The following is a 19,351-nucleotide window of genomic DNA, read 5'->3' on the forward strand; positions in this document are numbered from 1 at the left end:
TGAAAAATAAATTTATGTAAATAAATTGGCTTTAAATGTAAAGTTATAGTTAGGAATGCTATAATAAATTAATGTTAAGAAGTAATAAAAAAAACCTTTTTGTTTTTTTTTATTAGTTAAAAAATTAAATTTGCCAATCTTATATAAATTATAAGATAAACAACAAGAAACTATTATTTAAAAAAAATCAAAAACTAAATTTTTTAGAAAAATGGCAAACGCATCTATTCAGAAGGTTGAAAAAAAGGGTGAATCTAAAGGTTCTAATTTATTCGCAGGATTAGCTATTATATTATGCTTAATCGTAGCAGCTCTTGTATGGAAATTTATCATGGGGCATCCATCAAACTTCCAGGATAACGATCCTGAAGGACATCCACTACCAGGTAACTACCTTGCAATGGTATATAAGGGTGGATACGTTGTACCAGTACTTATGGGATTATTCCTTATGGCAGTAGTATTCTCTATCGAGCGTCTACTTGTTATCAATAAAGCAGCAGGTAAAGGTAACGTTGAGGCATTTGTAAGAAAAGTGCAAACTCAAATTTCAGCAGGTAACATCAACGAAGCTATGGCTGAGTGTGACAAGCAACAAGGAACTGTTGCAAATGTTGTAAGAGCTGGTTTATTAAAATATGAAGAAGTTAAAAGAGAAGGTTTCGATAGCGAAAGAGCAGAAGCTGCTATACAGCAAGAAATAGAAGAAGCTACTTCTCTTGAGATGCCAATATTAGAGAAAAACCTTGTGGTTATCTCTACATTAGTATCTATTGGTACACTATGTGGTCTATTAGGTACAGTAACAGGTATGATTAAGGCATTCTCTGCACTTGGTGCTGGTTCTACGCCTGACTCTGCTGCACTTGCAAATGGTATTTCTGAAGCACTTATTAACACTGCTACAGGTATTGCAACATCTACACTTGCAGTAATTGCATACAACGCATTTACATCTAAAATTGACAAATTAACCTACTCTATTGATGAGGCTGGGTTTACAATTGCTCAGACTTACAGACGTTTCAGGGCTCGTGCCAACAACGCATAATTAGAGTAGTTTAAGTTAATAAATAACATAAAATTTAAAAGTAAGGAGGTTTCCTTCCTGCTTTTAAATTTTATATAAGCGTAAAAATAATGGCTAAAGTAAAAGTATCTAAAAAGAGCACCAGGATAGACATGACCGCTATGTGCGACGTGGCGTTCCTTTTGTTGTCGTTCTTTATTATGTCGGCTACTGCAAAGCAGCCTGAGCCTCATCCTGTAGATACTCCTGCCTCTACCGTGCTAGATAAGCTTCCAGAAGAGGTTGCTACTATTACAGTAGGAGATAAGAAAGCGTTTTTTAACATACCAGGGAAGGATGTTAAGATAGAAACACTTAAGCGTATTTCTCAGGAATATAATATGAGTTTTACCGAGAGTGAGTATGAAGCTTTTGGTAATATGCAAGGGTTTGGAGTGCCACTAAATCAGTTAAAAGGTCTTTTGACTATGGCAGCAGCAGAAAGAAATGCTGGTGATATACAAAAAGGTATTCCTTTTGATACGATTAATGATCAATTGAGTAGTTGGGTAAAACAAGCTCGTGAAGCATCTAAAGCAGTACTAGAAGAAAGAATAAGAGACGGAGAAGATTTACAATATAAAGATCTTGATATTGCTATAAAAGGTGATGCTGATGAAGATTATCCAACAATAAAAAGGGTAATAGATATATTACAGGCGCAAAAAAAGAATCGATTTTTTCTTGTGACTGGTTTAAGAAACGAAGATTTTTAATATTATAAAAATAATATAAAATGGCAGAATTAAATACTGGCGGCGACGGTGGTAAAGGCGGCAAAGTAAGAAGTAAAAAATCGAACCCAGGGGTAGACCTTACCGCGATGGTAGATTTGGCTTTCCTTCTTATTACTTTCTTTATGCTTACCACATCGTTATCTAAACCGCAATCAATGCCTTTGGCAATGCCGGATAAAACAGAGCAGCCCGATAGTGATAAAGATGTTATGCCTATAGATGAGTCGCGTTTAATGACTATATTGATAGGTAAGGATAATACTATATTATGGTATGTTGGTAAGTTTACAGAACCTAAAGTAGAGCCTACACAGTCTGAATTTGGTAAAGAAGGTATCAGGAAAGTGTTGCTAGAGCAAATAGCACGTGCTAAAGCTTATGTGAAGAGAGACGGCGGTAAGCCGGACGAGCATCTTATTGTAAACATCAAAGCAAGTGATAAGGCAAGCTACCGTAACCTTGTAGATATTCTTGATGAAATGGCAATTACTCACCCACAGCTATATGCTATTGGTGATATTACAGAGCCTGAAGTAAAACTGTTAGAAGAAAAAGGTTTGTTGTAACCTTACTAACGTAAAAATTAAATTATGTCAAAACTTAATATATTCAGGGAGAAGTGGATTGATATGGTGTTTGAGGGGCGTAACCAAGAGTATGGAGCATACAAGCTTCGTGCAGAAAACTCAAAAACAACCGTACGTGCATTCATCATAGGAGCATTACTTTTTATCACTGCTATATCAACACCTTTGGTTTCAAAATACATAGGTGCTGGTCTTAGCAAGGCAGATAAAAAAGATGATGTGGATAAAATAATCGAAATGGTCGATTTATTACCGCCTCCTGAAGAAGAGCCACTTCCACCACCACCACCACCTGTAGAGGAGGTATATCAGGCACCAAAATCAGTAGTAGAAGAGGTTAAATTTAAACCACTTGAAGCTGCTAAGAAAGAAGAAGTTCCTGAAGATCCACCAAAAATAGAGCAATTTAAAGAAGCAGATCCGAGTTCAAGAAATGCAGAAGCTAGCCCAACGGGAGATATCAATATTGGTAAACCATCGGGAGATCTTGATAAAGGTGTAGAAGTTCCTGATAATGCTGTATATAACACAGCAGGTCTTCAAGTACAACCAGAGTATCCTGGAGGTATAGAAGAATTTTACAACTATGTAAATAAAAACTTCAGAATACCAGACATCGATCAAGATATGAAGGCAAGAATTTATGTTTCTTTCGTTGTAGAAAAAGATGGATCTATGACAGGTATTAAAGTACTTAGAGATCCAGGTTACGGATTGGGTAAAGAAGCCGAACGCGTACTTAAGTCTATGAAAAAGAAATGGAGTCCAGGTATCCAAAATGGTAAACCTGTTAGAGCTTCCTATAACTTGCCTATTACTATAAACATTAGGTCATAGTAATAAGCGCGATGTTTAAAGATAATAAATCTCAATACAAAAAGCAGAAATCGCCACAACAGCGATTTCTGTTTGTTTTTGGAATAGTGTTTTTTTTAATGTATTTGGCACTTGGATTAATTATAATTTTCTGGAAAACCATTCCTTTAAATATTTCCTATAATGGTAGGCTAGCCTTTGGGTTGTTACTCATTGTTTATGCTTTTATCCGTTTTATTAGGTTACTTAAAAAGAATAAGGAGTAGTATTGCATTATGAAAAAGAGATATATAGTTATAATTATAAGTTTTATCGCTACAGGCTTGTTTTTTGCTTGTAAGGGCACATCTAACGATAAGATTGAAGAAACTTCGACGACAGGTACTCTTACATTATATGTAGATAATACAGTACAACCTATTACTGAAGATGTAGTTGCTGTTTTTGAAAGTGTATATGATAGAGCTACAATTACTCAGGTTAATAAAGCTGAAAACGAAATTGTTAACGCATTATTGAGCGATACTGCTAAAGTTGCAATCATGACGAGGCAGCTTACACCTCAAGAAGAAAATCACTTTAAACAAAAAAATGTAGTACCTAAGGTTACAGAATTTGCAGTAGATGCGATAGCATTAATAGTAAACGAGAGAACTACAGATAGTATTATAGATATTGAAGAGGTATTAAAAGTCTTAAAAGGAGAACCGTCTGAAAAGATAAATAAATTGGTTTTTGATAACCAAAATTCAAGTACAGTACAGTTTCTTTTAAAAAGAGCAGGTGTTACAACTGTTCCTGCTAAAAACGTATATTCGTTAAAAACAAACGAAGAGGTAATAAAGTATATAAATAATAATGCTGGTGCTGTGGGTATTGTAGGGGTAAACTGGTTAGTACAACCACCACTACAATTAAAAGAATATGTACAAAATATAAAGGTTTTAGCAGTAAGTAATATTGATGTTAATACTGGAGAAAAAAAATATTATAAACCTTCTCAAAGTGATATAGCTACAGGTTTATATCCGCTTACTCGCAAGGTATATGTTTTAAACTATCAAGGCAAAGATGGTTTAGGCACAGGGTTTGCAATATACATAAGAGCGCACGAAGGACAGCGCATTATTTTGAAATCAGGATTATTGCCTGTCGAGATACCTACAAGGGATATTGAGGTGCGAAAAGAATTGTAAGTAAATTAACTACTAAATATTAAAATTAAAGGAGAATAAAATGATCAAGATCGAAAAATTCAAAATCCTTGGATTATCATTATTGTTATTCAGCGCGGCTAATGCCCAAGATGTTGAACAGGCAAAAAAGGCTATTGATGCCGAAAAATACCAAAATGCTAAAAAAGCACTTAAATCGCTAATTGCATCTAATGATGATGAAGGTAAAAATTACTTTCTTTTAGGAAATGTTTACTTAAAACAAGAAGAGCAAGACTCTGCAGCTATTTACTTTAATAGAGGTAAAAATGTAAAGAGAGATGCTGAGTATAACTTGATAGGTTTGGCTCAAATAGACCTTAGCAATGGTAATGCATCTGCTGCACAAACTAAATTTAAAGCAGTAGAAGAAGAACTTAGACGTAAAGATGTAGAGCAGCTTGTTTATATGGGGCGTGCTTATATCAATGCTGAAAACCCTGATTTTAAGAAAGCAATAACAATATTAAATAAAGCGCTAGAAAAAGATGATAAAAATGCTCAGGCATATTTAAGTCTAGGTGATGCGTATGTAGGTGATGAGAATTATAACGATGCCTATAAAGCATATCGTAATGCTTTTAGATTAGACAATACTGCACTTCGTGCAAAATTGCAATTAGGAGTTATTACTAAAAATACAAGAGCAGCTTTTCCTGAAGCAGTAAAAGCATTTGAAGATATATTAGCTATAGATGCTAATTATGGTCCTGCTTATAGAGAGCTTGCCGAAACGTATGCGCTTTGGGGAAATACTGATGCTTCAAAATATGATCAGTACATTAAAAAAGCATTAGGTTACTATGAAAAATATATGCAGTTAACTGATTATTCGCTTAACTCGCGTATGAGACATGCTGATTTCCTTGTATTAGCTAAAGATTATAAAGCACTTGAAGAAGAGGCTAAAAAAATGCAAGAGCTAGATAAGGTAAACCCAAGAATACTACGTTACCTATCATATTCAGCTTATGAAAACGGAAACTATGAAGGAAGTCTTAAAGCAATGGAAGAATTTATTGCAAAGGTAGATCCTAAAAGACTTATTGCCAGAGATTACTTGTACTTAGGGCTTGCTAAACTAGCTTCTACTGTAAGTACTGATGAGCAAGGAAACTCTATAATAACAGATCAAATGGTATTTGATGCAGCTATTAACGATATTAAAAAAGCTGCTGAAATGGATATAGAGATTACTAATGAGTACAATGACATTGGTAAAAAATTATTTGGACAAAGACTTTACGGTCCTGCATCTATAGTGTTTGAAGTTGCTACAACTAATCCAGACAACAGAAATGCTTTTTATGATAATTTCTACTTGGCATATTCTATATACTATGACCATGTAAATAAGTCAGAAGAGGATAGAAAACTTAATATAGAGCGCCTTGTAGTAGCCGACGCTGCACTTGCTAATGTAATAGAACTTTCTCCTGAAGCACAGGATGCATTCCTTTTCAAAGCAAGAATTAATCAATACATGCAATCAGAAGAAGCTTATGCAGAGATGGCAAAAGCATATGACGAATACATAAGAATTGTAGGAGCTAAAGACGCTACAAGTTTAAGTGCTAATGAGCGTAAAAACCTTGTAGAAGCTTACTCTAATGCAGGTGCCTATTATGTTGTAACAGAGAAAGAGAAAGCAAAAGAGTACTTTACTAAAGCGCTTGAACTAGATCCTACAGATGAGTATTTGCAAGGTGAGTTAGAACGTATGAAATAATTAGAGACTTAAATATAAAAAAAACCGTTCTGTAATGCAGAGCGGTTTTTTTATAGCGTTAATTTTAATATGTATCTTTACAAACTATTTATAGAAAAATGTTAAAGAAGGAAGAACAAATAGCAGTAGAGAAGGGCGAGTTACTACCATTAATGGAGGAGTTTTACACTATACAGGGTGAAGGCTACCATACTGGTACTGCTGCCTATTTTATACGTGTGGGAGGATGTGATGTAGGCTGCCATTGGTGTGATGTTAAAGAAAGTTGGAATGCAGAATTGCACCCACCTACAGCTACTAATGTTATTGTAGAAAATGCGGCTAAATATGCCAAGACTATTGTTATAACTGGAGGTGAGCCATTAACTTGGGATATGAACCCGCTCACAGCTAGACTTAAAGAAAAAGGGCTTAATGTTCATATAGAAACATCAGGTGCTTATCCTGTTACAGGTAATTGGGATTGGTTTTGCCTTTCACCCAAGAAAAATAAATTACCAGTACAGGGGGCTTATGATATAGCCCATGAACTAAAGGTTATTATATATAACAAACATGACTTTTTATTTGCCGAAGAACAGGCAGAAAGAGTGAATGATAAAGCGATACTGTTTTTGCAGCCAGAGTGGAGTAAGCGCGAACAGATGACACCGCTTATTGTAGATTATGTTATGAATAACCCTAAGTGGCGCATATCTTTACAAACGCATAAATATTTGAATATACCATAACTAATTTTAAAAACTAAAACAATGAAAAAATTATTTTTTGCTTTCGCATTTATACTTATTGCCCAACTTGGTTTTGCACAAGATGCAGCTTTTAAAGCTGATGTGAAAAAGTTACTTGACCTTTCGGGAGCTACTGGGCAAATGGATGTTGCTAAAAAGCAAGTTATTTCAATGGTGCCAGCCGATAAGCAAGAGGCATTTACAAAAGAATTTGAAGCATCTTTACAACCAGTGTTAGAAATACAGCAAAATTTTTATCTTACTGAGTTTACTCATGACGAGGTAAAACAGATTATTAAATTCTATGAAAGTCCTGCAGGTAAAAAAATGGCACAAAAAGCAGCTAAACTTACCGAGGTTACAATGCCTATTATACAAGAATGGAGCATGGAGCTACAAGGTATTATAATGAAGTATCAAGGATAGTTTTTGCTATACCTATTAAAATAAAAAACCACGCCTTAGCGTGGTTTTTTATTTTATAGCTAATTTAGCTAAATAATCATAGTGTTCACCTTCCATGACCAGTTCGCATTCTAGTCCGTTGGCATGAGCTGCATTTTGCAAAGTGTTATAATCAATATACATCCAGTTAAAAGGAGCTTCTTTATCCCCTTTATAACCTATGTTAAAAACTACTTCGCCATAATATTCATTATCAGTAGGTATCCATTTACCGCCATCTTCATCTTCGTCAAACATATATATAATATCAGATGAATCGAGAAGTATTTGTCCGCCTTCGTTAAGTAATGATTTTAATTGGAGTAAAAAACCTGAAATTTTATTGAGTCTGCCACACATACCTGCACCATTCATTAGTAATAATATGGTGTCATACTTTTCATTTTGTATTAGCATAACATCTTTAGCTATTGCATTTTTAATACCACGTAGGGTACAGGCTTCAATAGCATTTTTAGAAATGTCAATAGCCGTAACATCTAGTTGTTTCTCATTTTGCAGGTATAAGCTGTGGCTACCTGCCCCGCAGCCTACATCTAGCACACGACCTTTAGCAAGCTGCAATGCTTTTTTCTCTAGTTTTGGCATTTTTTCATAGTCCCTAAAGAGATAGGCAACACTCATTTCATCTTCTTCAGATATAGAAGTTTCAGTCACTAAATCTTGCGGGTTATTATTTGTCTGGTAATCGAGTATGGCTTTGCCAAAAAGGTCTTTCATTTTTTTATACTTTTACGCCCTGATTGATAATATAATGTACCTGATGGACGATTTTTTAAAACAGCTCCCCAAGCTCGCCAAAGATAAGCATAACGAGAACAAAAAGTTTTTTGATAAGCTAAAAAAGAAAGCGCCTAAAAACTTAGATTATATTATGCAAGATTTGCATGATAAGGAGTTTGAAAAAACCGACTGTCTTACCTGTGCTAATTGCTGTAAAACTACAGGACCTTTATTTACTAGTGCCGATGTAGAGCGTATAGCCAAACACTTTAGGCAAAAGCCACAACAGTTTATAGAACAATACCTGCGTATTGACGAAGATAATGACTATGTACTACAAAGTGTGCCCTGTACTTTTTTAGATAATGAGAATTACTGTATGATATATGATGTGCGTCCTAAGGCGTGCCGTGAGTTTCCGCATACCGATAGGAAAAAGTTTCAGCAGATAAGTAATTTAACCCTGAAAAATGTAGCTATTTGTCCTGCAGCTTATAATATTGTAGAAGAAATGAAAAAGAAGATTGTTTAATTTTATAGCAACTTATAGTTTAAAACTGTAACATGAAAACAATAAGAGCGTTATTCTTTATTTATATTTTCTCTTATGCGGTGGCAATAGGGAGTACTTTTATTAATAATAATTTGATAGTGTCTTATAATATTGCAGATAGAGTTTTGGAGGCAGCTTTTGTATCGATACCCATTTTTATAGCACTTACTTTACTATATGCGATAATTAGATTGATTATTATTACCATTAAAGCAGTAAAAAATAAAAAGCCTTCATGTAATGAAGACTTTGATGGTTAAGCAGCAATTTGTGCTTCGCTTTGTTTTATTTCGGCAACAATAGCTTTTATAGTTTCAATTTTCTCTGTAACATAATCTATCAAGTTTTCAATTTGATCTTTCACATAGGTAAGAAAGTTAATTATATCTTCAATAAATTCTTTTATCTTACCTGCATACTGCATTATATAATCTATAAAGTTTTCAATTTTTTCGGCTATATCCATAGTAGGTTGTTTTTGTAGATTAATATGTACTGAAATTACAAAAATGCTATCATATTAAATAACACTTTGTAATAATATTAAGAAATAAAGTTTCTCCTCTTTAATAAATAAGGTACTTTTCTCTCACCTGTTTAAATTGATCGAGTCCAGTCTCCCAGCTTTTTCTAATTTCCTGTTCGGTCTTCCCGCTTTCTATTTGTAGTTGCAGTTGTTTAGTGCCCGCTAGTTTAGTGAAGAAGTTGTTGAAAAATTTAGATTTGTCTTGTGTATTGTTATAAGCATTGATAAGCCATTTCAGTTCTAATCTATTTATTCTTTCAACTTTAGTTAAGTTTTCGCCATAACACGTTTTACCATTATACGTCGGATCTTTAGCACCCTCGTTGGGCATTGGCATAAAACTGAAGTCTGTTCTTGGTAGGTATGGCGATCCATATATTTGGAACTGTTTATTAGTACCGCGTCCTACACTCACATTCGTGCCTTCAAAAAAGCAAAGGCTAGGGTATAAGTTTATAGATTGGCTATTAGGTAAGTTAGGCGATGGCTTTACAGGCAAGTCATAATCCATATCTCTTTTATAATTTGTACAAGGTATAACTGTAAGTTGACACCTTACATTATTTTTAAGCCACTCCTCTCCATTTATCATTCGGGCATATTCGCCTATAGTCATACCATGCAATACAGGTATAGGATGCATACCCACAAAACTCTCATGTTCTTTCTCTAATATAGGGCCATCAACAATACCGCCATTGGGGTTAGGTCTATCTAGTACTATTAACGGAATATTATTTTCGGCACAGGCTTCCATCACATAATGTAAAGAAGATATATAGGTGTAAAAACGTGCGCCCACATCCTGTAAGTCAAAAACCATAATATCAATACCTTCTAGTTGTTCAGGCTTCGGTTTTTTATTATTACCGTAAAGCGAAATTATTGGCAGTCCGGTTTTAGTGTCTTTACCATCCTTAATCAGTTCTCCCGCATCGGCAGTTCCGCGAAAGCCATGCTCTGGGGCAAAGATTTTCGCTACATTTTCATTACCTTTCAAAAAGAAATCTACAATGCTTATCGTGTCTGTTGCATATGCAGGCTCATCTTCTCCTTCTTCATTCGTGGAAGTATATCTAAAAGTAAAAGGTATAATTCCGGTTTGGTTAGTAACCACGCCTATTTTTTTGCCTTCTAGTAAAGATCCGTATGCCTCATAGTTTTCAGCTCCTGTTTTTATAGGCTCATTTTCTTTTATAAGAACTATATTGTCCTTCTTTTGGCTATTGACTTCTGGCTTTTGGCTTTTAGCAGAATTTCCACAGGCAGCCAACAACAGTATTGAGAATAAAAATGTATTTTTGAAAAACGAATAAGATACCATATATCAGTTGAATTTAGAATATTTCATAGCCCGTAGGTTGATTACTGCTAAGAACCATAAAAGTAGTATATCTGCCCCAATTATAAAAATAGCTGTAATAGCCATAGCCATTGGTGTTATCATGATGATAGTGGCAGTCGCAACAAGTGTTGGGCTGCAAGATAAAATACGCGAAAAGGTATCAGCTTTTAACGGTCATATTATTATATCGAACTATGATGATAATATTTCTGAGGTTAGTGTCACACCAATTCCTATACAACAAGATTTTTACCCCGAGTTTAAATCAGTACAAGGTATAAGTCATATACAAGCAGTAGCGTCTAAAGCAGGTATTATTCGTACCGAAGAATCTGTAGAGGGTGTAATTTTTAAAGGTGTAGGTAAAGACTATAAATGGGATAATTTAGAAGAGTATATTGTATCGGGTAGAATACCGAACCTAAACGATAACCTAAATAACGAAGTAATACTCTCGAAATACCTTGCCGATAGATTAAAGTTTAAAGTAGGGGATAAATTCAACACCTTTTTTATGAAAGAAGATGCTAATAGTATTCCAAATATGAGGGTATTTAAACTAGTGGGTATTTTCAATTCGGGCTTTCAAGAATTTGATGCGACCTATGTAATAGGAGATATTCGCCATGTACAACGCATTAATAAATGGAGAAACGGCGAAGTAGGATCTTTTGAAGTATTTATAGATGATTTTGACCAGCTACAACAAAAAGGTGACGAAGTTTATAATGCTATATCATCTACATTAGATAGTCGTACTATAGAAGATAAATACTATAATATTTTTGAATGGCTCAAGTTATTTGATTTTAATGTAGTACTCATTATAGTAATAATGGTAGTAGTAGGTACTATTAATATGGTGGTTGCACTGTTAGTATTAATATTAGAGCGTACTCAAATGATAGGAATGTTAAAGTCATTAGGAGCAAACAACTGGAGTATGCGTAAAATTTTTCTATACAATGCAGCTTACCTTATAATAAAAGGATTATTATGGGGTAATATAATAAGTATTGGGTTACTACTTATTCAAAAATATTTTGAAGTAATAAAACTCCCTCCCGAAAATTATTATGTAACCGTAGCACCTGTAAGTATAAACATACCTGCCATACTGCTTATAAATGCAGGAACAATAGCTGTGTGTTTATCTTTATTACTTATACCATCATATATTATTACTAAAATTACACCCGTAAAAGCATTACGTTTCGATTAATTGGTTATTCAAAAACTATAGGCTTACTACTTTTTCTTATTTTAATGATGTGATATGGATGTGCTACATCTTGAGTAATACCTATATTTAAGTTATCGACACTTATAACAATGTTATTATCATTTTCTGTTACCGATGTTATATCTATAGATGTAGTACTATTTTTAATATCAAATACGGCAATAACCATATAAGCTTCAAAATCTATAGTTGTTTCCGTAAAATCATCAATAACATTTTCATTTATAGATTGCATAGATGCTATCAAGGCTTGCCATTCGGTATTGGTAGCAATTACCATATTCTCTTGACCAAAAACGGTGTTATAATTTAAAATGCCTTTTACTATAAGTATAGGTTCGTTAGTGTTTGCTGTAATAGTATTGTTGGTGTCGTTACTACAACTTAATAATACTATCATCATACAGAAAAATAAAGTGTGTTTTTTCATAATGTACTTTTTAAATTAATAAAGCCCGCACTATTGTACGGGCTTTATATAAAAGGTTAGTATTATTCTTTAAGTAAATTTTTACTATCTACTGCTTCGCCATTAACCATTAGTACTACAGTATAGTATCCATTAGGATAATCCGAAACATTAATTTGAATGTCACTACTATCAATATCAAGTTCATAATAGTTTGTGTCTGCATCAGTACCATATACACTATAAACAGCTAAGTAAGCCTCATTAGCGTCATATAAATGATATTTTATTACTAGTTCGTCAGAAGCAGGGTTAGGTCCCATAGCTGTAATATAGCTAGAGTCTTCTGGGTTAGTGTCTGCATCATTAGGAGCCCTGTTAATAAAATAGGTTTCTCCACCTATAATTTGTTCTGTTTCAGCATCACGTTGTATTAAGTGGAATGTATGTGTTAATTCTTCAACCTGTTGTTCTTTCGGGAAATTAAACCTTAAGTCCAAAATACCTGTCTGTTCGGGTTGTAGCTCTACATACAGTCGGGCAAAGTTACCCGTTACCATTACATTTCCATTTTCAAGAGGTTCAATCATCTGAGCCTCTTGTCCTCCAGCTTGCCATGCTTCATAGAGAACTTCGTTCATGCGTACTGTAATTTCTGCAAGTTCATGCACAGGAGTACCATCTTCTTCAAGGGTAGCAAACTCTAAGAAAAATCCATGAGGCTCATCATGTATGTTCTCTACAGCAACTACGCCACCAACAGGACCTACGACAGAGTTAATAGGAGTATCTACTACGGTAGTATTTCTCCATGCAATGTTATTATTGTTTTTAACATTAGCATATAAGTCTGTAGTTTCAGTAAAAGTCATAGGATCAGCAGGTGTAACCATTCTAGCTAATAAACAAAAATGCCATTGGTCACCTGGTGTAATACTAGCATAATCAGCAGGGTTAGGTACTACCCAGGCAAAAGAAACTACTGCTTCTTGCCCTGGTAGTAGTATTGGTATAGTAGCTGTACCTATAATATTACCTTTAAGTTGTCCTCCGCCAAATGTAGAACCGTTCCAATGTGCAGGCCATTGTAAAGATGTTCCCGCTTTAGACCAGTATAGTTTTAGTTGCTCGAAACCTGATGTAGCCTCACATCCTCTGTTTCTTACTTTAACATATACAGTGTTAGGATTTCCTACAGCACTATAATCAGGGTTTTGGTGTGTTGTGCCACCATCATTAAATACACGTACCCAAATATCCTGACTATTCCACATAATAGGACTAATGTTATTAGGCTCATCTCCTACATCTGCAGTAGTGTCCTGCATCCATAAATCTACTCCTCCAGCATTTTGCGCAGCAACTACTGCAGCATGCGCATCAATAAGACCATAACCCATTTGGTTATTCCAAGTACCATTAGGTCTGCCTGCCGTAGTATTATAAGAATATCCACCTACTTTTTGTGAGGTGCTTTCTAGTATATCTCTAACTTCTGCACCTGTTAAACATGAGTTTACAGATAAAATTAAAGCAATAGTACCTGTAACATGTGGTGCAGCCATCGATGTTCCATTCATACTACCAGTATTATTATAAGGAGTTGTAGATAATATGCCACTACCAGGAGCTACTACATCTAGTCCAGAACCATATCCCGAAAAACTAGAACGACTACCTGTTGATGTAATAGAACCTACGGTTACAATATCAGGATGAAAAGTACCAGGATAATCCATCACTGCACCAGAAGTACCATAATTACCTGCAGCAAAAACTACCAGTGTACCATTACCACCCCTACCTAACGACATAGCATTTGTAATAGCGTTTTCTAAAGCAGCACTTTGTAGCTGACTATAATATGCACCACCTTGATCTCCCCAAGAATTGTTTATAACATCGGCACCGTTTTGCCAAGCCCAGTTTATACCGCTCGCAAGCTCTGCCGATATATTAGGTGTTAAACTAAGTGTATGGCTAACGCTCATTAATTTAGATTGTGGCGCAACACCAACAACTTGCAGGTTATTATCTTTTACTGCTGCCACTGTACCGCCCACATGTGTTCCGTGACTTGCCCCAGCAAATACACTAGGTGAACTGCCAGAGTTGCAATCAAAACTAGAAGAATGAATATTGGCAGCCAAATCGTTATGTGTTTTATGAATCCCTTGATCTAATATTGCCACATTTATACCACTACCTTCAGTAATAGTCCAGGCTTGGCAGGCATTAATGTCAATACTTGGGTTGCTACTATTATTAAGTCCCCATAAACTACCAAAGTTAGTATCATTAGTACAAGAAGTTCTAAAGTCAAACATAAATGCAGGATCTATCTCGGCAAAGCTTCTCGTTTCATAAAAACTATTAGCAGCAGTTACAGAAAACATATTGTTATCCGTATCAACTTTAAGTATATACCATAACGGCATATTAGGAATTTGATTTACAATAGTTGCATCATGTGCAATAGCCGTTTTTTTAAGAGTAGCATAATCGGCTTCACTATTAAGTTTAATATAAAAATAATTAGAAGTACCAATAGGTTCAGCATTCTCTCTTTTAAAGAAAGGAGCAACGTGTCTAACACCTTCAATAGCGCGCAAAGCATTTACTTTATCATAGTATTCAGCCTCACTAAGTGTCGAGCCAAGTTTAAGCTTAGCAAATTGTTGTCTGTTTTTCGAAGAGTTGTCGATAACAAACTCAATATCACTAAAACCTAGTTCCTGTATTAGTTTTGTATCAAAGTCTATATTGGTAAAAACATTAATATAAGTCTTGTCAAGTGTCAACGGAATCTTCTCGCCATGATAATAATAAAAAGAATCATTTTGGGCTACAGTAATTGATGTTCCTAAAAATAATAATAGGAACGCGAATAATAATTTTTTCATTTGGATAAAATTTAGATTAATAATTTTTCAATGGATGTAAAAAATAAGTAGCTCATGGCGGATGAGCACATTTTAATCTAAAACTAGAATGAATCGTTAGTATTACACATTTATATTGTTTCATAATAATATGATTTAATATGTGTACGATATTTTTTAGGAGGTAAATAAGCTAACTTGCTTAAAAAGCATTAGTTAGCGATTGCTAAGATAATAAATTATATTAATAATTCAATACATATGATAAATATTAAAGAATATCATTTAATTAATATTAATATTTTAGACATAATACATACTGAGATTTAAAGAGTTTCAAGTGGTCTCAAAAGGGGAGTTTACATAGTAAAGTGTATTTATTGCTAGGTTATCTAAACTTTAAAAACATTACCATTGCGCAAAGTAAAGGTTACCAGAGTATTACCAAAAACTTTCAAAAAAGGCAAAAAAAAAGCTTGCAAGAGAAAATAAAGTTCTTACATTTGCACCCGCATTCAAGGCGAAGTTCATACGACATATTGACAACGGCAACCCTTAAAAACATTAGGTTCTTACTATAAGTAAGCGTTTAAAAAAATAAAAAGGCAGCCCTTAAAAAAAAGCAAAAAAAGATTTGCAAGATAAAGGAAAAAGATAGTATCTTTGCCCACCCAAACCGAGAGGAATGGTGATCATTGCAAAACTGAAAAACACTTAAAAAGGGCAGCGAAAAAAAAGTAAATTTTTTTTCAGAAAAGCTTGCCAGTTAAAAAAGAAGTTGTACTTTTGCACTCGCTTTAACAAACAACGCCGCAAGGCACAATAGTTAAGCGATACGAATAAGAAGACACGTTCATAGACATATTGAATTGACAGCATAAGAGAGAGTAAGAAAACTTGATTTTATCGAAAAAAAACACCTGAGATACAGATCGTAAAAATATTTAAAATATACGATGAAGAGTTTGATCCTGGCTCAGGATGAACGCTAGCGGCAGGCCTAACACATGCAAGTCGAGGGGTATAAGGAGCTTGCTCCTTAGAGACCGGCGCACGGGTGCGTAACGCGTATGCAATCTACCTTGTACAGAGGGATAGCCCAGAGAAATTTGGATTAATACCTTATAGTATATGATTTTGGCATCACTATCATATTAAAGATTTATCGGTACAAGATGAGCATGCGTCCCATTAGCTAGTTGGTATGGTAACGGCATACCAAGGCAATGATGGGTAGGGGTCCTGAGAGGGAGATCCCCCACACTGGTACTGAGACACGGACCAGACTCCTACGGGAGGCAGCAGTGAGGAATATTGGTCAATGGGCGCAAGCCTGAACCAGCCATGCCGCGTGCAGGATGACGGTCCTACGGATTGTAAACTGCTTTTATATGGGAAGAAACCCTCCTTCGTGAAGGAGCTTGACGGTACCATAAGAATAAGGATCGGCTAACTCCGTGCCAGCAGCCGCGGTAATACGGAGGATCCAAGCGTTATCCGGAATCATTGGGTTTAAAGGGTCCGTAGGCGGTTTTATAAGTCAGTGGTGAAATCCGGCAGCTCAACTGTCGAACTGCCATTGATACTGTAGAACTTGAATTATTGTGAAGTAACTAGAATATGTAGTGTAGCGGTGAAATGCTTAGAGATTACATGGAATACCAATTGCGAAGGCAGGTTACTAACAATACATTGACGCTGATGGACGAAAGCGTGGGTAGCGAACAGGATTAGATACCCTGGTAGTCCACGCCGTAAACGATGGATACTAGCTGTTCGGTAGCAATACTGAGTGGCTAAGCGAAAGTGATAAGTATCCCACCTGGGGAGTACGAACGCAAGTTTGAAACTCAAAGGAATTGACGGGGGCCCGCACAAGCGGTGGAGCATGTGGTTTAATTCGATGATACGCGAGGAACCTTACCAGGGCTTAAATGTAGAGTGACAGACTTGGAAACAGGTTTTTCTTCGGACACTTTACAAGGTGCTGCATGGTTGTCGTCAGCTCGTGCCGTGAGGTGTCAGGTTAAGTCCTATAACGAGCGCAACCCCTGTTGTTAGTTGCCAGCGAGTCAAGTCGGGAACTCTAACAAGACTGCCAGTGCAAACTGAGAGGAAGGTGGGGATGACGTCAAATCATCACGGCCCTTACGTCCTGGGCTACACACGTGCTACAATGGCCGGTACAGCGAGCAGCCACCACGTGAGTGGGAGCGAATCTACAAAACCGGTCACAGTTCGGATTGGAGTCTGCAACTCGACTCCATGAAGCTGGAATCGCTAGTAATCGGATATCAGCCATGATCCGGTGAATACGTTCCCGGGCCTTGTACACACCGCCCGTCAAGCCATGGAAGCTGGGGGTACCTGAAGTCGGTGACCGCAAGGAGCTGCCTAGGGTAAAACTGGTAACTGGGGCTAAGTCGTAACAAGGTAGCCGTACCGGAAGGTGCGGCTGGAACACCTCCTTTCTAGAGACACGATCCTCAGATGTTAAAAAACGAGAAAAGTAAGACAACTTACTCTCGCTGTTAGTTCAAATATAAAATAAAGAAGAAGAGAGCTGAAAAAGTACAAAGAATTAAGTACCAAGTAATAAGATAGCGGATGCACTGCATCTTAATACCTAACCACTAATACTTAAAACTTTAAAAAGTCTCGTAGCTCAGCTGGTTAGAGTACAACACTGATAATGTTGGGGTCGGCAGTTCGAGTCTGCCCGGGACTACTAATTACGCCATATGGCATAAAAAAAGCTCTTCAATTCAAAAGAAAAGGAAATTTTAGAAGTTGAGTGATTACACGTAAAGTGAGCACGTTATCATATGCTGCAAACTGCTACTGGTAACAAGCAACAAACACGGGGGATTAGCTCAGCTGGCTAGAGCGCCTGCCTTGCACGCAGGAGGTCATCGGTTCGACTCCGATATTCTCCACAACAGCTAAAGTTGCTGATAATAATTATCAGTAGCAATACGCTACAAGTTCATTGACATATTGCGATAAAAAACAAAGTAGAAAAATATAGAAAGCATAAAGGTGCTGTATATATTTATACAGTACAAAAGTACAATAAGCAAAATAAGGGCGTATGGGGAATGCCTGTGGCTCTCAGAGGCGAAGAAGGACGTGATAAGCTGCGAAAAGCTGCGGGGATTGGCACACACGAATTAATCCGCAGATATCCGAATGGGGCAACCCACTATGTTGAAGACATAGTATCCGAAAGGAGGTAAACCCGCTGAACTGAAACATCTAAGTAGGCGGAGGAGAAGAAAACAAAAGTGATTCCGTAAGTAGTGGCGAGCGAAAGCGGAACAGCCCAAACCAACTGTGTTACGGCATAGTTGGGGTTGTAGGACCAAGACATTGTTTGCGCAAAGAATTAGAAGCATCTGGAAAGTTGCACCACAGAGGGTGATAGTCCCGTATAAGTAATAAACGTAAAACATATTGGTATCCTGAGTAGGGCGGGGCACGTGAAACCCTGTCTGAATCCGGCGGGACCATCCGCCAAGGCTAAATACTCCTGAGAGACCGATAGTGAACCAGTACCGTGAGGGAAAGGTGAAAAGAACCGTGAATAACGGAGTGAAAAAGATCCTGAAACCATACGCCTACAAGCGGTCGGAGCCCTTCTGGGGTGACGGCGTGCCTTTTGCATAATGAGCCTACGAGTTACCGTTGCTGGCAAGGATAAGCACTTCAGGTGTGGATCCGTAGCGAAAGCGAGTCTGAATAGGGCGCTTTAGTCAGTAATGGTAGACGCGAAACCGTGTGATCTACCCATGGGCAGGATGAAGCTGTGGTAACACATAGTGGAGGTCCGAACCCGTTGACGTTGAAAAGTCTTGGGATGACCTGTGGGTAGGGGTGAAAGGCCAATCAAACTCGGAAATAGCTCGTACTCCCCGAAATGCATTTAGGTGCAGCGCTGGATTTAGTTATATAGAGGTAGAGCTACTGATTGGATGCGGGGGCTTCACCGCCTACCAATTCCTGACAAACTCCGAATGCTATATAATGATAACCAGTAGTGAGGGCATGGGTGCTAAGGTCCATGTCCGAGAGGGAAAGAACCCAGACCATCAGCTAAGGTCCCCAAATGTATACTAAGTTGAAAAAACGAGGTTTGTCTGCCCAGACAGCTAGGATGTTGGCTTGGAAGCAGCCATTCATTTAAAGAGTGCGTAACAGCTCACTAGTCGAGCGGACGAGCATGGATAATAATCGGGCATAAGTATACTACCGAAGCTATGGATTTGTAATTTATTACAAGTGGTAGGGGAGCATTCTATAGGCGTCGAAGGTGATATGTGAGT

General features: G+C 36.6%; 16 protein-coding genes, 2 tRNA genes and 2 rRNA genes (1 of these 20 only partly in view). 15 read left to right on the top strand and 5 right to left on the bottom strand.

Going from position 1 to position 19,351, the window contains the following annotated elements:
• The first annotated feature begins 211 nt into the window (after positions 1–211).
• The 8 genes from DVK85_RS08480 to DVK85_RS08520 all read left to right on the top strand — a co-directional run bounded on the left by DVK85_RS08480 (position 212) and on the right by DVK85_RS08520 (position 7,309).
• Positions 212–1,051 (top strand): MotA/TolQ/ExbB proton channel family protein, encoded by an 840-nt coding sequence (locus DVK85_RS08480; RefSeq protein WP_114678025.1) that lies wholly within the window; start codon positions 212–214, stop codon positions 1,049–1,051.
• Between the two features lie 89 nt (positions 1,052–1,140).
• A complete protein-coding gene (locus DVK85_RS08485; RefSeq protein ID WP_114678026.1) occupies positions 1,141–1,785 on the top strand; it encodes an ExbD/TolR family protein in 645 nt (214 codons plus the stop codon).
• Positions 1,786–1,805: 20 nt separating this feature from the next.
• Entirely contained in the window at positions 1,806–2,372 is a 567-nt protein-coding gene (locus tag DVK85_RS08490) for an ExbD/TolR family protein (protein ID WP_114678027.1), read from the top strand.
• A gap of 24 nt (positions 2,373–2,396) precedes the next feature.
• On the top strand, positions 2,397–3,230 hold the full coding sequence (locus tag DVK85_RS08495) for an energy transducer TonB (protein WP_114678028.1): 834 nt from the start codon (positions 2,397–2,399) through the stop codon (positions 3,228–3,230).
• 254 nt (positions 3,231–3,484) lie between these two features.
• Positions 3,485–4,405 (top strand): PstS family phosphate ABC transporter substrate-binding protein, encoded by a 921-nt coding sequence (locus DVK85_RS08505; protein WP_114678030.1) that lies wholly within the window; start codon positions 3,485–3,487, stop codon positions 4,403–4,405.
• A gap of 40 nt (positions 4,406–4,445) precedes the next feature.
• Positions 4,446–6,152 (top strand): tetratricopeptide repeat protein, encoded by a 1,707-nt coding sequence (locus DVK85_RS08510; protein ID WP_240339603.1) that lies wholly within the window; start codon positions 4,446–4,448, stop codon positions 6,150–6,152.
• A gap of 98 nt (positions 6,153–6,250) precedes the next feature.
• A complete protein-coding gene (locus DVK85_RS08515; RefSeq protein ID WP_114678031.1) occupies positions 6,251–6,883 on the top strand; it encodes a 7-carboxy-7-deazaguanine synthase QueE in 633 nt (210 codons plus the stop codon).
• 21 nt (positions 6,884–6,904) lie between these two features.
• On the top strand, positions 6,905–7,309 hold the full coding sequence (locus DVK85_RS08520) for a DUF2059 domain-containing protein (RefSeq protein WP_114678032.1): 405 nt from the start codon (positions 6,905–6,907) through the stop codon (positions 7,307–7,309).
• Positions 7,310–7,357: 48 nt separating this feature from the next.
• Here the strand turns inward: DVK85_RS08520 and DVK85_RS08525 are convergent, their stop codons facing one another.
• Positions 7,358–8,068 (bottom strand): class I SAM-dependent methyltransferase, encoded by a 711-nt coding sequence (locus DVK85_RS08525; RefSeq protein WP_114678033.1) that lies wholly within the window; start codon positions 8,066–8,068, stop codon positions 7,358–7,360.
• A 43-nt stretch (positions 8,069–8,111) separates the two neighbouring features.
• Between DVK85_RS08525 and DVK85_RS08530 the strand changes: the two genes are divergently transcribed.
• Together DVK85_RS08530 and DVK85_RS08535 are read left to right on the top strand one after the other, a co-directional pair.
• Positions 8,112–8,603, top strand: coding sequence for a YkgJ family cysteine cluster protein (locus tag DVK85_RS08530; RefSeq protein ID WP_114678034.1), 492 nt, complete (start codon positions 8,112–8,114; stop codon positions 8,601–8,603).
• Positions 8,604–8,635: 32 nt separating this feature from the next.
• On the top strand, positions 8,636–8,884 hold the full coding sequence (locus DVK85_RS08535) for a hypothetical protein (RefSeq protein WP_114678035.1): 249 nt from the start codon (positions 8,636–8,638) through the stop codon (positions 8,882–8,884).
• Here DVK85_RS08535 and DVK85_RS08540 read toward each other — a convergent pair.
• Both DVK85_RS08540 and DVK85_RS08545 read right to left on the bottom strand, forming a co-directional pair.
• Entirely contained in the window at positions 8,881–9,090 is a 210-nt protein-coding gene (locus DVK85_RS08540; protein ID WP_114678036.1) for a hypothetical protein, read from the bottom strand. The two genes, DVK85_RS08535 and DVK85_RS08540, sit on opposite strands and share 4 nt — an antisense overlap.
• 100 nt (positions 9,091–9,190) lie before the next feature.
• On the bottom strand, positions 9,191–10,474 hold the full coding sequence (locus DVK85_RS08545; protein WP_114678037.1) for an exo-beta-N-acetylmuramidase NamZ family protein: 1,284 nt from the start codon (positions 10,472–10,474) through the stop codon (positions 9,191–9,193).
• Positions 10,475–10,481: 7 nt separating this feature from the next.
• On the opposite strand from DVK85_RS08545, the gene DVK85_RS08550 reads away from it, so the two are divergent.
• Positions 10,482–11,717 carry an ABC transporter permease gene (locus DVK85_RS08550; RefSeq protein ID WP_114678038.1) on the top strand — a complete coding sequence of 412 codons (1,236 nt, stop codon included), beginning with the start codon at positions 10,482–10,484 and terminating at the stop codon, positions 11,715–11,717.
• A 4-nt stretch (positions 11,718–11,721) separates the two neighbouring features.
• Here DVK85_RS08550 and DVK85_RS08555 read toward each other — a convergent pair whose 3' ends face one another.
• Together DVK85_RS08555 and DVK85_RS08560 are read right to left on the bottom strand one after the other, a co-directional pair.
• Positions 11,722–12,168, bottom strand: a complete 447-nt coding sequence (locus tag DVK85_RS08555; RefSeq protein ID WP_114678039.1) for a protease complex subunit PrcB family protein — start codon at positions 12,166–12,168, stop codon at positions 11,722–11,724.
• A 62-nt stretch (positions 12,169–12,230) separates the two neighbouring features.
• Complete coding sequence (locus DVK85_RS08560) at positions 12,231–15,050, bottom strand: S8 family serine peptidase (RefSeq protein WP_114678040.1); 2,820 nt, start codon at positions 15,048–15,050, stop codon at positions 12,231–12,233.
• 932 nt (positions 15,051–15,982) lie between these two features.
• On the opposite strand from DVK85_RS08560, the gene DVK85_RS08565 reads away from it, so the two are divergent.
• The 4 genes from DVK85_RS08565 to DVK85_RS08580 form a co-directional block, all read left to right on the top strand.
• A 16S ribosomal RNA gene (locus tag DVK85_RS08565) occupies positions 15,983–17,500 on the top strand.
• A 183-nt stretch (positions 17,501–17,683) separates the two neighbouring features.
• Positions 17,684–17,757 (top strand) — tRNA-Ile (locus DVK85_RS08570).
• A gap of 134 nt (positions 17,758–17,891) precedes the next feature.
• Positions 17,892–17,965 (top strand) — tRNA-Ala (locus tag DVK85_RS08575).
• Positions 17,966–18,099: 134 nt separating this feature from the next.
• Positions 18,100–19,351 (top strand): 23S ribosomal RNA (locus DVK85_RS08580); it runs 1,624 nt beyond the window's last position.
• Together the 16S and 23S rRNA genes with 2 tRNA genes alongside form the textbook arrangement of a ribosomal RNA operon.

The organism is Flavobacterium arcticum (genome assembly GCF_003344925.1).
Lineage (GTDB): Bacteria > Bacteroidota > Bacteroidia > Flavobacteriales > Flavobacteriaceae > Flavobacterium > Flavobacterium arcticum.

Excerpts from the sequence above, each read along its gene's own strand:
- DVK85_RS08480 (WP_114678025.1), top strand. The coding sequence starts at position 212 with ATGGCAAACGCATCTATTCAGAAGGTTGAAAAAAAGGGTGAATCTAAA.
- DVK85_RS08545 (WP_114678037.1), bottom strand. The coding sequence starts at position 10,474 with ATGGTATCTTATTCGTTTTTCAAAAATACATTTTTATTCTCAATACTG.
- DVK85_RS08540 (WP_114678036.1), bottom strand. The coding sequence starts at position 9,090 with ATGGATATAGCCGAAAAAATTGAAAACTTTATAGATTATATAATGCAG.
- DVK85_RS08560 (WP_114678040.1), bottom strand. The coding sequence starts at position 15,050 with ATGAAAAAATTATTATTCGCGTTCCTATTATTATTTTTAGGAACATCA.
- DVK85_RS08505 (WP_114678030.1), top strand. The coding sequence starts at position 3,485 with ATGAAAAAGAGATATATAGTTATAATTATAAGTTTTATCGCTACAGGC.
- DVK85_RS08530 (WP_114678034.1), top strand. The coding sequence starts at position 8,112 with ATGGACGATTTTTTAAAACAGCTCCCCAAGCTCGCCAAAGATAAGCAT.
- DVK85_RS08485 (WP_114678026.1), top strand. The coding sequence starts at position 1,141 with ATGGCTAAAGTAAAAGTATCTAAAAAGAGCACCAGGATAGACATGACC.
- DVK85_RS08515 (WP_114678031.1), top strand. The coding sequence starts at position 6,251 with ATGTTAAAGAAGGAAGAACAAATAGCAGTAGAGAAGGGCGAGTTACTA.
- DVK85_RS08525 (WP_114678033.1), bottom strand. The coding sequence starts at position 8,068 with ATGAAAGACCTTTTTGGCAAAGCCATACTCGATTACCAGACAAATAAT.
- DVK85_RS08495 (WP_114678028.1), top strand. The coding sequence starts at position 2,397 with ATGTCAAAACTTAATATATTCAGGGAGAAGTGGATTGATATGGTGTTT.
- DVK85_RS08490 (WP_114678027.1), top strand. The coding sequence starts at position 1,806 with ATGGCAGAATTAAATACTGGCGGCGACGGTGGTAAAGGCGGCAAAGTA.
- DVK85_RS08555 (WP_114678039.1), bottom strand. The coding sequence starts at position 12,168 with ATGAAAAAACACACTTTATTTTTCTGTATGATGATAGTATTATTAAGT.
- DVK85_RS08510 (WP_240339603.1), top strand. The coding sequence starts at position 4,446 with ATGATCAAGATCGAAAAATTCAAAATCCTTGGATTATCATTATTGTTA.
- DVK85_RS08535 (WP_114678035.1), top strand. The coding sequence starts at position 8,636 with ATGAAAACAATAAGAGCGTTATTCTTTATTTATATTTTCTCTTATGCG.
- DVK85_RS08520 (WP_114678032.1), top strand. The coding sequence starts at position 6,905 with ATGAAAAAATTATTTTTTGCTTTCGCATTTATACTTATTGCCCAACTT.